This is a genomic window from Cyclobacterium sediminis, assembly GCF_054781075.1.
Genome location: NZ_BAAGVC010000041.1, coordinates 1 through 11,998, shown reverse-complemented (window position 1 = coordinate 11,998; position 11,998 = coordinate 1). Strand labels below are relative to the sequence as shown.

The 11,998-nt window shown below is 39.2% G+C and carries 12 protein-coding genes; 1 reads left to right on the top strand and 11 read right to left on the bottom strand.

Features of this window, described 5'->3' with window-relative positions; genetic code table 11:
* Positions 1-43: 43 nt before the first annotated feature.
* The 9 genes from ACYVHJ_RS19830 to hisH form a co-directional block, all read right to left on the bottom strand.
* Positions 44-469: a DUF305 domain-containing protein gene (locus ACYVHJ_RS19830; RefSeq protein WP_339902208.1), complete on the bottom strand. Its 426-nt coding sequence runs from the start codon at positions 467-469 to the stop codon at positions 44-46.
* Positions 470-503: 34 nt separating this feature from the next.
* On the bottom strand, positions 504-1,733 hold the full coding sequence (locus ACYVHJ_RS19825) for a TolC family protein (RefSeq protein ID WP_460518326.1): 1,230 nt from the start codon (positions 1,731-1,733) through the stop codon (positions 504-506).
* Positions 1,730-5,554, bottom strand: coding sequence for an efflux RND transporter permease subunit (locus ACYVHJ_RS19820; protein ID WP_460518323.1), 3,825 nt, complete (start codon positions 5,552-5,554; stop codon positions 1,730-1,732). Before ACYVHJ_RS19820 ends, ACYVHJ_RS19825 begins: the two co-directional genes overlap by 4 nt.
* Before the next feature lie 98 nt (positions 5,555-5,652).
* Complete coding sequence (locus ACYVHJ_RS19815; RefSeq protein WP_460518320.1) at positions 5,653-6,105, bottom strand: HYC_CC_PP family protein; 453 nt, start codon at positions 6,103-6,105, stop codon at positions 5,653-5,655.
* A 23-nt stretch (positions 6,106-6,128) separates the two neighbouring features.
* Positions 6,129-6,539: a gamma-glutamylcyclotransferase family protein gene (locus ACYVHJ_RS19810; RefSeq protein ID WP_460518317.1), complete on the bottom strand. Its 411-nt coding sequence runs from the start codon at positions 6,537-6,539 to the stop codon at positions 6,129-6,131.
* A gap of 12 nt (positions 6,540-6,551) precedes the next feature.
* Positions 6,552-7,157, bottom strand: coding sequence for a bifunctional phosphoribosyl-AMP cyclohydrolase/phosphoribosyl-ATP diphosphatase HisIE (gene hisIE / locus ACYVHJ_RS19805; protein WP_339904712.1), 606 nt, complete (start codon positions 7,155-7,157; stop codon positions 6,552-6,554).
* A gap of 49 nt (positions 7,158-7,206) precedes the next feature.
* Positions 7,207-7,968 carry an imidazole glycerol phosphate synthase subunit HisF gene (gene hisF, locus ACYVHJ_RS19800; protein WP_460518314.1) on the bottom strand — a complete coding sequence of 254 codons (762 nt, stop codon included), beginning with the start codon at positions 7,966-7,968 and terminating at the stop codon, positions 7,207-7,209.
* A 2-nt stretch (positions 7,969-7,970) separates the two neighbouring features.
* A complete protein-coding gene (gene hisA, locus ACYVHJ_RS19795; RefSeq protein WP_339904715.1) occupies positions 7,971-8,693 on the bottom strand; it encodes a 1-(5-phosphoribosyl)-5-[(5-phosphoribosylamino)methylideneamino]imidazole-4-carboxamide isomerase in 723 nt (240 codons plus the stop codon).
* Entirely contained in the window at positions 8,693-9,277 is a 585-nt protein-coding gene (hisH, locus tag ACYVHJ_RS19790; protein ID WP_339904717.1) for an imidazole glycerol phosphate synthase subunit HisH, read from the bottom strand. Before hisH ends, hisA begins: the two co-directional genes overlap by 1 nt.
* Before the next feature lie 240 nt (positions 9,278-9,517).
* On the opposite strand from hisH, the gene ACYVHJ_RS19785 reads away from it, so the two are divergent.
* Positions 9,518-10,090, top strand: a complete 573-nt coding sequence (locus tag ACYVHJ_RS19785; RefSeq protein ID WP_339904718.1) for a hypothetical protein — start codon at positions 9,518-9,520, stop codon at positions 10,088-10,090.
* 59 nt (positions 10,091-10,149) lie between these two features.
* On the opposite strand, the gene ACYVHJ_RS19780 is transcribed toward ACYVHJ_RS19785, so the two are convergent.
* Both ACYVHJ_RS19780 and ACYVHJ_RS19775 read right to left on the bottom strand, forming a co-directional pair.
* Entirely contained in the window at positions 10,150-11,043 is an 894-nt protein-coding gene (locus ACYVHJ_RS19780; protein ID WP_460518309.1) for a DUF6807 domain-containing protein, read from the bottom strand.
* A gap of 343 nt (positions 11,044-11,386) precedes the next feature.
* Positions 11,387-11,632 carry a hypothetical protein gene (locus tag ACYVHJ_RS19775; RefSeq protein WP_460518306.1) on the bottom strand — a complete coding sequence of 82 codons (246 nt, stop codon included), beginning with the start codon at positions 11,630-11,632 and terminating at the stop codon, positions 11,387-11,389.
* Positions 11,633-11,998 lie beyond the last annotated feature (366 nt).

Here is an 11,998-nt window from a genome sequence, read left to right as displayed (position 1 = left end):
GCTTTGCGCGATTTCAATTTGACTTATGCATTCAATATTACCTTTACTCCCCTTCTTCAAGTCGCTTGATCATTGCTTTCATTTGAGCAATTTCTTTCTTTTGCGCTTCAATAATATCCTTTGCGAGTTGCTGAGCTTCAGGGTCTTTCAAATCCGCTTTCTGACTAACCATAATCGCCGATGAGTGATGAGGAATCATCGCCTTCATCCACTGTACATCAGCAATTAGAGTTTGGTTACGGAGCATGGTTAGGGTTGCTATAAATAGGACGATGGACGTCCCAAGAATCATAAAATTGACTTTTTTATTTTCATACATTCCCCACATAAAAAGAAGCATGGACACTGCCATTGGAGCTACCATTAATAGGGTCATATACGTTCTTGTGGTGCTCAACATGACATGGTCAAAGACATCTGCATTTAAAAACATCACAGCATACATGATAACAAATGAAACTGCCATCATGGCGGAAAACTTGAGATAATTATTGCTTTTCATATCAGTCAGATTTTGCAGTTAAATAATTTATTTGTGCCTCAGCAAGATGGTAAGCTACTGAGGCTTTGACTTTCATTTTATTGTATTCCAGCAGTTGTTGCTGGAGGCGTAAAACTTCTTCAAATTTTTGTCCCGAGTTTGCATAGGCACTGTATAGCAAATCAAGGGTTTGTTTGCTGGTTTTGATCTGCCTGTCAAAGGAATCAATAAGCTCTAATTGAATTTCCATTTCTACTTTATACCTATGGAAGGAACCTTGAAGACGGTTAGCGATGTCCTGCTTTTCCGCTTGATAAGATTCACTGAGCAACGAGGCTTCTTTTTCAGCTGCTCTGTATTTTTTTCTAAAAAGCGGAAGACTCATGCTCAAGGTAGGCATCAGTACATTTTTCCCATTCTCTTCAATCAGTAGGTCATTCCTTTCACCTACCGTCACATAATCAATACCTACCCCTAATTGTGGTAAACCATTCTTGACAGCTAATTTTTGATTAAGTTCAGCAGCTTGAATTTTCAAATCCAAACTTTCAAGTAATGGATTGTTCCTGATAGAATTATAGTAAAGCGGATGAAGATCCTTTGGCAGGGGTATTTTTTCGTCAATTTCTATCGGGGAATCAGGCTCTCTTCCCAAAATAGCATTGAGCCTAGCCTTTGCTGCATAAACTTTTTTACACAAAACATCCAAACTGGTTTGGGCATTGGTATTCATAATATCAACCCTAAGCAGGTCTGTCATAGACCCTTTTCCATTCTCGAACGTTGAGGTAGCAATAGATTTATAGGTTTCCAAAATCTGAAGATTCTCTTTTTCTATTTCCATCAACTCCATAGTTTCTAATAGTGGATAATAGACAGCTGAAATCTCATAATAAAGTACATTTTTTGCATCCAAAAACTCCTGGTATTTTACTTCCGCAAGGACAGTTGCCACTTCCCCTTTCGTACGCAAAGTTCCGAACCATGGAAACATTTGCGTCAATGAAAGACGCATCCTTTGAGGGCCAAGTCTGGTTTCAACAGGAGAGATAAAATAACCAAAAGACAAATTGGGATCATTCAAGGATTGGGCTTGAGGGATTTTTTCCAAAGCCGCTTCAAATGCCTTGTATTTCCCTCTTAGTCCCGGGTTATTTTCCGCAGCAACCGTAAAAAGCCCCTCCAGCGTCTGAGAAAATCCGGAAATACTCAAGATCAAGCAAAAGGATAAGGAAAGGAAAGTAAATTTCATATTGATTTGTTTTTAAATCTTCTTTCTTCCCGAATTGCATACAAAACGGGTACAATAAAATAAGTAATAGCTGCTACTAGCATCCCTCCAAAAGCCGGAATGGCCATTGGTATCATAATATCTGAGCCTCTTCCGGAGGAGCTGAGAATAGGTAGCAAGGCGATAATGGTGGTGGCGGAAGTCATGATGGCAGGCTTAATCCTCCGCTGGCCAGCTTCCAAAACAGCCTTCCTAATCCCTTGAATACCACCAGTTTTATTTCGAGCAAAGCTCTGATCTAAATAGGTTGCCATAAGCACACCATCATCTGTAGCGATACCAAACAAAGCAATAAAACCTACCCAAACAGCCACACTCAGATTAATTGTTTTAACCTGAAAAAGATCCTTAAAATTGGTCCCAAAAAGAGCAAAATCCATGAACCAGCTTTGCCCATAAAGCCAAAGGATGATAAAGCCACCACTAAAAGCCATGGCAATGCCTGTAAAGACCATCATTGCTGTGCTGACTGAACGAAACTGAAAATAAAGAATCAGGAAAATGATGAGTAGAACCAATGGAACGATCAAAGAAAGGCGTTTTTCAGCACGAACTTGGTTTTCATAATTGCCTGAAAATTTAAAGCTTACACCTGCAGGAACCTCCAAATCACCGGAGTCAATTTTACTTTGAATCAAGCGCCTTGCATCTTCTACTACCGTCACTTCCGAATACCCCTCCTGTTTGTCAAACAGCACATATCCCACCAGGAATGTTTCTTCACTTTTTATTGCCTGAGGACCTCTGAGGTATTCAAAATCTACAATTTGACTCATGGGGATTTGGGAACCTGTAGGGGTTGGTACCAATATTTTCCCCAAGGATTCAGGATCATCTCGAAGTTCCCGAGGATAACGCACCCGCACAGGAAAACGCTCCCGCCCTTCTACCGTTGTGGTCACTTTCATGCCTCCAATAGCTGTTTCAACAATACCCTGAACATCCTCAATACTCAATCCATACCTAGCTATTTGCTCACGATTTATATTGAGGTGCAAGTAAGGTTTGCCTACAATCCTATCCGCAAACACAGCTTCCTGCTTCACTGAGGGAATCTGTTTCAAAATCGCCTCTACATTTAAACCAAAAGACTCTATTGTTGATAAGTCGGGCCCATAAATTTTCATCCCCATGGGGGCCCGCATTCCCGTCTGCAACATCACCAAACGGGTCTCTATAGGTTGCAATTTTGGAGCAGATGTGAGCCCGGGGATTTTGGTGACCATTTCTATTTCATTCCATATATCTTCCGGAGAATTGATATGCGAGCGCCAATTCCTAAAATACCTACCAAATTCATCCGGAATAAGTAATGAAGTAGCAATATTTTTGGTTAATATTTCTTCATTGGACAAAGTATCACCTGAACTTAGGACAAAACGATAGTCTTCATCCACTTTAAACCGCTGCTTCTGCCCTTTTTCATTTATAAAAAATTCCGGTTTATAATTGACGACATTCTCAAACATTGAAATTGGAGCAGGATCTAAGGCGGACTCAACCCGGCCAAGCTTCCCAACACTAAGATCAACCTCAGGAATATTATCCATCCGCTTATCCAACTGCCCTAGAACTTTTCGGTTAAAAGCCATACCTGAATGTGGCATGGATGTAGGCATCAACAAAAAGCTCCCCTCATCCAAGGATGGCATAAATTCTTCTTGCATGCCGGGAAAAGCATGAGCAAGCCCTGACCAAACCTTCGTTTTTTCAAGTTTCCACCCTATTTTTCCGGCTACTTTAGGAAGCAACCCAAAAGTGGTAACAAAACCAATCCATACCATGATACCAAACATCATAACAGCGGCAGGGATGGATAAAAATGCTGCTTTATGATCCAGACACCAATTCAAAATTTTCTTGTAATTGGACTCCAACAGAAGAAAGGCACCCAAAATCAAACTGACCAAGCTGCCAACAAAAACAAAGTTTAGGAAGGTGGAATTAGATGCCCCTAAAGGCAGCCAATAACCTGCCAACAGCCACACCACCCCTGAAATTACAATGATGATTTCCAAATTGTTATAAAAAGGCCTGATGCTTTCCGGAAAAGTAAAGCCCTTTGCTTTCAAATAGTCTTTTAAAAGTGCAACCCCTGCCAGTAAAAAAAGAAGGGAACCCGCCCAAACAAAGTCTAAATAAAGTAGGGCTAAACCTATCAAAATAAGCAGGGTATTTCCCGCCTTTTTAAACTTCGAATTGTTCAACTTGAATCCAAAAAAAGCGTGTGCAATACTGGGTAAGATCAAAAGGGAAACGATCAATGCTGCGAATAAGGCAAAAGTTTTGGTATAAGCCAGTGGCCCAAACAACTTCCCTTCAGCTGCCTGCATGGTAAATACCGGGACAAAACTTATAATCGTTGTAGACACAGCAGTAAAAATGGCGCCTGCAACCTCCGCAGATCCATTGTAGATAGTAGTGATAAGCTTTTGCTGTGGCGGGGCTTCATCCATATGCTTGAGTATATTTTCGGAAAGGATGATTCCCAAATCCACCATTGTGCCAATAGCAATGGCGATACCTGATAGGGCGACGATATTCGCATCTACACCAAGATAACGCATGGCTATAAAAACCATTAAAATGGCCAATGGCAATAAACTTGAAATAAGGATGGACGCCCTAAGGTTATAAACCATCACAATCACTACAAGGATAGTGATAAGGATTTCGAGAGACAAAGCTTCTTCTAAAGTCCCAAGGGTTTCTTGAATCAAAGTAGATCTGTCATAAAATGGGACCACCGTCAATTGACTCAAAGTACCGTCTGCAAGGGTTTTCTTTGGTAATCCCGGAGCTATTTCTTTTATCTTTTCTTTTACTTGCTTGATCACCTGAAGTGGATTGGAACCGTACCTGGCTACCACGACCCCACCTACGACTTCCGCTCCACCTTTGTCCAAAAGCCCTCGTCTGCTAGCCGGGCCAAGCTGAACCACGGCAATATCCTTGATGCGAATAGGCACATTATCCTGCACGGCCACGACAGCAAGTTCAATATCCTCCAATGATTTGATATAGCCTAAACCTCGAACCAGGTATTCAGCTTGATTAATCTCAATGGTTTTTGCTCCAACATCTCTATTGGATTGTTTTACGGCCTCCATCACCTTTGTGAGGGGAATATTATATGCTTTTAATGCATCTGGGTTAACATCTACTTGATACTCCTGCACAAAACCACCTATAGAAGCCACTTCAGAAACTCCTTCCACAGCATTTAATCCATATTTTACATAAAAATCCTGAATGGTTCTGATTTCGTGCAAATCCCATCCACCTGTTGGATTTCCTTCTTGGTCTCTACCTTCAAGGGTATACCAATAAACCTGCCCAAGTGCTGTAGCATCGGGCCCTAACCCCGGCTGAACATCATCCGGAAGCAAATCAGCAGGCAAGGAATTGAGCTTTTCCAAAATTCTTGATCGAGACCAATAGAATTCAACCTCTTCATTGAAAATGAGATAGATACTGGAGAAGCCAAAAACGGAACTGCTTCTTATGGATTTAACTCCTGGAATACCCAATAGGTAACTGGTGAGAGGATAGGAGATTTGATCCTCAATATCCTGAGGAGATCTTCCCGGCCATTCCGTAAAAACGATTTGTTGATTTTCTCCTATGTCCGGGATGGCATCTACAGGAACAGGGTCTGCCGGCAAACCTCCTACTTGCCAGCCAAATGGTGCAGTTACAATCCCCCAAATTACTATTACCAAAATAAGGATAAGCGTAACAAGTTTGTTGTGAAGAAAAAACTTGATAATTGAATTAAGCATGATTTAATCCTAAAATAATGTATACCAGATAATAAGCCGCTTACATTGTAAAGCAGCAGAAAACAGGTCAGGATAGCTGACCAAATTAACTGATTAGATTAAATCAAGAAAGTTTGATATAGAACAGTATAATCTCCTGGTGGGATAGGGGGAGGATCTATAGAATTTGTTGAAATGGTAATGAAAACCAATTCTTCTGCAAGCAAAAAAGCATGTGTAAAAGCCGCAACAAACACCAATTGCGGGGCACTTATATCAATAACTTTGAGGGTTTGATCCGTTTCTAGCTGAATCAATTCAAACTGATTTTCGCAGCATTGGTCTTTGCTTTCCTTTTGCTCATTTTGTGAAATGGGAAGATGTTTCTGGCTATCCATATCGCATTCCAAATGCTTGGCAGATAAACCAAAATCATTCAACATTTCAGACCCCATACAGATATGGCTGCTCTTTGCCAAGCCGATGTTGGCAAAAAGAAAAAAGACAGCGATCAATATGGAAAATGATTTCTTCAACAATTCAAAGGTAGGTAAATAAATATCACTTGTCAAAAAAATTTTTAAGCACCATATTATCAACCCTTTATAGAACTGAAATATTTTAAATAATCACCTCCTTCAATAGGTTTTAAATGATCCAGAGTACCTACATACAAATAAACCCAAGCGGAAATTTTTATCCCATCTTCAGATAAAACCTCCAATTTAAGCCGCTCATAATTTATCCCGGTTTCCAAGTCTTCTCCTATACCTTCATATTCATCCAGTACTGTCAACACTTCATGTTCATTGTGGAGCAAATAGACATCTCCATAAACAGATGCTTCCGGTAGGTTACTGTAGGTAAAAACAGGGTAAGGACCAAGGTCATACAAGAGGCCTTGGCAATAAGCACCAGTAAAAAACTCAGCAGAGCGCCCCAATAGGTCTGCCATAGGGTGTTCAAATCCCCTCCTTAACGTACCATAGACAAATAAATAGGACAAAATCTAGAGATTTTATTTTTTATGGCGTTTGATTAGCACCTCCATAACCTCATCCAACTCATAATTCTTTGCTTCAAGCAATACCAAATAATGGTACAAAAGGTCTGCTGCTTCTCCCATAAATAATTCTTTGTCATCATCTTTGGCTTCGATAACAATTTCAACCGCTTCCTCTCCTACTTTTTGGGCCACCTTATTGATTCCTGCATTAAAAAGTGAGGTGGTGTATGACTTGTCTGATGGGTTTTCTTTCCTTTCTTTGATCACCTTTCTCAATTGATCAATAAAATAGGTTTTCCCTTTATTGCTGTGGGCAAAACAGGTGTCATTCCCCGTATGACAAACCGGGCCTATCGGATTAACGGTGATCAATAAAGTATCCTGATCACAGTCCACTTCTATATTTTTGATCTTTAAAAAATTTCCGGAAGTCTCGCCCTTAGTCCATAAACGCCCTTTGGTTCTGCTGAAAAAGGTGACCTTGCCACTTTTAATCGATTCATCGATAGCCTCCTGATTCATGTACCCCATCATTAAAACCTCTTTCGAAAATTCATCCTGAATGATGGCAGGCACTAAACCATTAACTTTTTCAAAATCAATATTTATATTTTCCATGCTAATGTATTGCTCAAGTAATTATTGTAAGATCCAATTTGATGAAGATTTATAACGTCTTCCTTATATTAACTCCCTTTTCATCGAGAAAACTCTTAAGTTCAGGAATGGGTATTTCTTTAAAGTGAAATATACTCGCCGCCAAGGCCGCATCTGCTTTTCCTGCGGTGAATACATCATGAAAATGTTGCATGCTGCCAGCTCCCCCTGAAGCAATTACAGGAATAGAGAGCACGGATGACAATTCGGAAGTTATGTCATTAGCAAATCCATTTTTCACTCCGTCATGATCCATTGATGTAAGCAAAATTTCTCCTGCTCCTCTTTCGGTTATCTCTTTGGCCCATTCTTGGGTTTTAAGCAGGGTCGGCTTTCTACCTCCGTGTGTATGGACAAAATCAATCCCGTCAATCCTTTTGGTGTCAATGGCAACTACAATGCATTGGCTTCCAAATTCTCTGGCCAAGGCATTGACTGCATCAGGGTTTTTAACTGCTGCAGAATTAATACTTATTTTGTCTGCCCCGGCATTTAGCAATGCTTTGACATCATCAATGGTAGAAATTCCACCCCCCACAGTAAATGGAATGTTTACTGTTTTGGCTACTTTCGTGACTAGTTCTACCAATGTCTTTCGTTTTTCTACCGTAGCCGTTATATCAAGGAATACCAATTCATCCGCTCCTTCATCTGCATATATTTTACCTAATTCTACCGGATCCCCCGCATCTCTTAATTCTACAAAGTTAACGCCTTTTACAGTTCGTCCATCTTTTATATCAAGGCAAGGTATTATTCTTTTGGTCAACATTGTTATTTCTGTGTAAAACTGCTCAACTCCTCTAGACTGATTTTACCTTCATAAAAGGCTTTTCCTACAATGGTTCCGTATACCCCTGCTTCATTTAGTTCTTCCAAATCACTAATTGAGGCTACCCCACCACTGGCTATTAATTTAATCCCGGGTATTTCCTCCATGATCTCTTTGTAAAGCTCCAAAGAAGGCCCTTGAAGCAAACCGTCCTTGGCCACATCAGTACAAATTACATATTGGACACCCTTGGCATGATAATCCTTAATAAAATCTATTAAGTCCATTTCAGTAGTTTCTTCCCACCCTGAAATGGCTATTTTTCTATCTTTGGCATCTGCACCCAAAATCAACTTTTCTCCACCATAAGACTTGAGCCATCCACTAAACAAAGCCGGGTTTTTAACCGCTATACTCCCTCCTGTCACTTGTTTTGCTCCTAGTTTAAAAGCCAAGGCTATGTCTTCATCGGACTGAACGCCCCCACCAAAATCCACATGTAAATTGGTTTTCTGACAAATTCCTTCCAACACCTTGGTGTTGATGATTTTTTTTGCCTTCGCTCCATCTAAATCTACCAAATGCAGTCTTTTTATCCCTGCATCTTCAAACCGCTTGGCCACCTCGGTAGGATCTGATGAATACTCCTTTTTTTGGCTATAATCTCCTTGTGTGAGCCGAACACACTTTCCATCTATGATGTCTATTGCCGGAATGATTTCCATTATAATTTTAGAAAATTGTTAAGAATTTTTTCACCTACAACACTGCTTTTTTCCGGATGACCTTGCATCGCATAATAGTTGTCTTTATGCAACATGGCCGAGAAATCATTGATATAATGCGTAGTGGCTATCGTATATTTTAGGTTAATTTCTGCATAATAACTATGCACATAATAAACATAGGCCGATTCATCCAAACCCTCCAAAAGTGGCGTTTTTAAGTTCTCAAGGTTGTTCCAGCCAATGTGGGGCACCTTGTTTAATGGAGGGAATTTCTTTACTTTAATAGGAAATATCCCCAAGCATTCTGTATCGTATTCTTCAGAATAATCACACAACAGTTGTAACCCTAGACAAATCCCAAAAAAAGGTTGATTAAGCTCCTTTATCAATTGATCAAGCTTTCGCTCTTTCAAATATTCCATTGCAGTACTGGCCTCTCCTTGTCCCGGAAAAATAACCTTATCTGCTTTCTTTATGGTCTCCCAATCATCCGTTAGTGTGGCATTGACCCCTAAACGTTCCATGGCATACAATACAGACTTTACATTCCCTGCATTGTACTTGATTACTGCTACTTCCATTGATATCGGCCTTGGCCGCGTTAGTCTATTATTTTTAAAGCAAGCGCTAATTTAAAGCTTTTCATGGTAGGGTGGAAGGTTTCACCTCGAAATATCCCCTTGACATGGGATTTGCTGAGTAAAGATTCGTCAAATCGGCCTACTAACTTTAATGGACGAACTAGTAAAAAACAGATAAATCAATCTCAATGTTTAAATTATCAATTAAATTGCACCGGATATTTGGTATAACACTTGGTTTTGAAAAATAAAATTGCACGGATAATTTCTCAGGTAGGACACCCGATACTTTTGATACTTGCCTTCTTGATCTATTTTTTATTCACCATCCACAGTCCTGAAAAAGCCATCCTTACCCTGCTTATTGTTTTATTTTTAGGGATCTTACCATTGATTTTTTGGAATTTGGTTCGGACAAAGAAAGGATTGTATTCAAATTTTGATGTTTCTATCAGGAGTCAAAGGAACTCGATGTACTTGTTTATTATAATTTTGGCATTTCTTGTACTATTGGCCTTATGGGCAAACGGGCAACCTGACGCTGTAATTATTGGTAGCGCTATATTGATTCAATTGGTATGCTTAGCCTTTCTCATTAATTTTAAAAGCAAAGTTTCATTACATGTTGCCATCACCATATTTACCGCCTTTGGTTTTTGGGAAATTAACCCGTGGATAGCCATCGGTTTATGGGTTGGCAGTCCCTTTATTGCCTGGTCTAGATGGCAGCTAAAGCGACATCAACCAGAGGAACTCATCTGGGGTTTATTATTGGGGCTGGTTTGTGGAATAGAAATATTGTTATTCATCTGATGGAAAAACCATCCACCCAATAAACTAAACACCCCCCAATTAATTCACTGTTTTTAATTCTAGTTTTTACTGTAAGTATCGAATTTTCCTGCTATATCTGCTTCTAGATGATCTCCTTGATGGACGATCACCCTGTATTTCAGGTTGATGGAATCTCCTTTTTTCAGTTGTGTTCCTTTTTCATTTTCTGGCCAATACATTGGTGTAGGGGAAATAAACCCATAATCTCGGGTAAACCAAGGGGAAGGGTACCAATCATTTGATGGATGTTGCATCAGTGCTAATCCTTCCACTCCTTCTCCTCTATTTCCATAAAAATCAATCCATGAAGAGGGTTTTCCAAAGGTTCCTTTCTCTCCCTTATCTCCTTCCGCATTGATCATGGTTCCCCCATTGAGCACATTAAGGTCTTGGTCCATTCTAGCGCTAAACAATGAGTGGTTGGTTTTTTCAATGGTGACATCCTCCAGCATTTCCATAGTCACATCAAAATCAATTTGGTAGGCACCATCCGCTGTGGTACTGATCTTAATGACACGGAAATCTTTGATTGGTGCATTGGCCCCAGGCCTGGTCCAAATACATTCATTGAATATGGTCAATTCATTTTCCTTTTCTTGTTCAATCTCCGCTCTCAGAGAAACAATTTGCCCCCTATCCAAACCTTCCTGCCAGTAGTTTCCACCATTGACCCGGTCACAGCCAAAGAATAAAGAGCTATGATGGGGATAAATCCCATTTCGCATACTTGTTACCAATGCACCTGAGGGTCCATTCACAGGAAAGAAGAAGGGATATTTTTCATTTTCAGCGAAATGGTAACTCGTAAAAAATTGGCCATCAATTATTACATCTATACGGTCACCGACTTTATTGGCTTTAATTTTTTGAGCCATAGTAGGAAGTTGCGCAATAAACGTAAAGCACAAGATTAGGGAAGCTATAATTTTCATGTTTTCTTAAATTAGTAAAATACTAAAGTAAGAATTATCGTGGATTCAAAAAACACAGCCTATAGCTTATTAAAAATATTGAATTAATGCTCCTGTGTTTGAGAGATTGCCCAAAGTACTTAGATTATTATTGGGGTAATCAGAATAAAGCCCACCTTTATATCTGATAAATAAAGACTTATGGGATTGAAATTATTAATTTCAGCCCCATAAGTCAATAAAAAGTTTACATGAACAAATTTTTGGGTTTATATAAAAATTATACAAACCCAAAAGATACAGAAATCCATATTTAATTTATTATATTCCTAATGCTCAAAGGAGGACGAAAAACAAATCGCTTTTATTCCGTAGTTTCCTTTCCAATTTTAGGACTAAGATAATAAGTAGATCCTAAGGTGTATTCATCAGGGTTTTCAACTCTAAACCATTGATATCCTGCACCCTTACCTTGATGTTCATTAAAAATAAACATTACTTCATTACCCATTTTTTTTATAACTTTTGCTTCCGGCTCAAGTACTGGGTAGTTGGTAGAACATGAAGCAGATAGAAATAACAATAAAATAAAGGTTGGTACGCGATTCATAAATAGGGTTATTGAAATAGTTAAAATTGGATAATTTCAAAAACAGAATTCCATACGTTACCTTTCAGCAAAACACTTTGCTAGGCAAGGCATTGAATTATGTAAATAAAATTAAATTGGTAGTAATTCAACCGTATTAAAGATGCATCCTATAATTGTGGATCCTGATGAATCTTTATGGTTTCAGAGAAACCCGATTGAGAAAGGTGTATTCCATTTTTTAGGGTTTGAAATACAGTTTCAAATATATATAAAATTATTTAGGGCTTGTTGGAAAATTCGATAAAATTTGACCACGTAAGTATAAACTAATCCCTTCGTGGTTATTTTGTGTGTTTATCTTCTGATCAGCAGTACAATTCGACT

Coding starts and splice junctions, on each gene's coding strand:
- hisA (WP_339904715.1), bottom strand. CDS start 8,693: ATGGAAATCATTCCGGCAATAGACATCATAGATGGAAAGTGTGTTCGG.
- hisH (WP_339904717.1), bottom strand. CDS start 9,277: ATGGAAGTAGCAGTAATCAAGTACAATGCAGGGAATGTAAAGTCTGTA.
- ACYVHJ_RS19825 (WP_460518326.1), bottom strand. CDS start 1,733: ATGAAATTTACTTTCCTTTCCTTATCCTTTTGCTTGATCTTGAGTATT.
- ACYVHJ_RS19830 (WP_339902208.1), bottom strand. CDS start 469: ATGATGGCAGTTTCATTTGTTATCATGTATGCTGTGATGTTTTTAAAT.
- hisF (WP_460518314.1), bottom strand. CDS start 7,968: ATGTTGACCAAAAGAATAATACCTTGCCTTGATATAAAAGATGGACGA.
- ACYVHJ_RS19780 (WP_460518309.1), bottom strand. CDS start 11,043: ATGAAAATTATAGCTTCCCTAATCTTGTGCTTTACGTTTATTGCGCAA.
- ACYVHJ_RS19775 (WP_460518306.1), bottom strand. CDS start 11,632: ATGAATCGCGTACCAACCTTTATTTTATTGTTATTTCTATCTGCTTCA.
- ACYVHJ_RS19820 (WP_460518323.1), bottom strand. CDS start 5,554: ATGCTTAATTCAATTATCAAGTTTTTTCTTCACAACAAACTTGTTACG.
- hisIE (WP_339904712.1), bottom strand. CDS start 7,157: ATGGAAAATATAAATATTGATTTTGAAAAAGTTAATGGTTTAGTGCCT.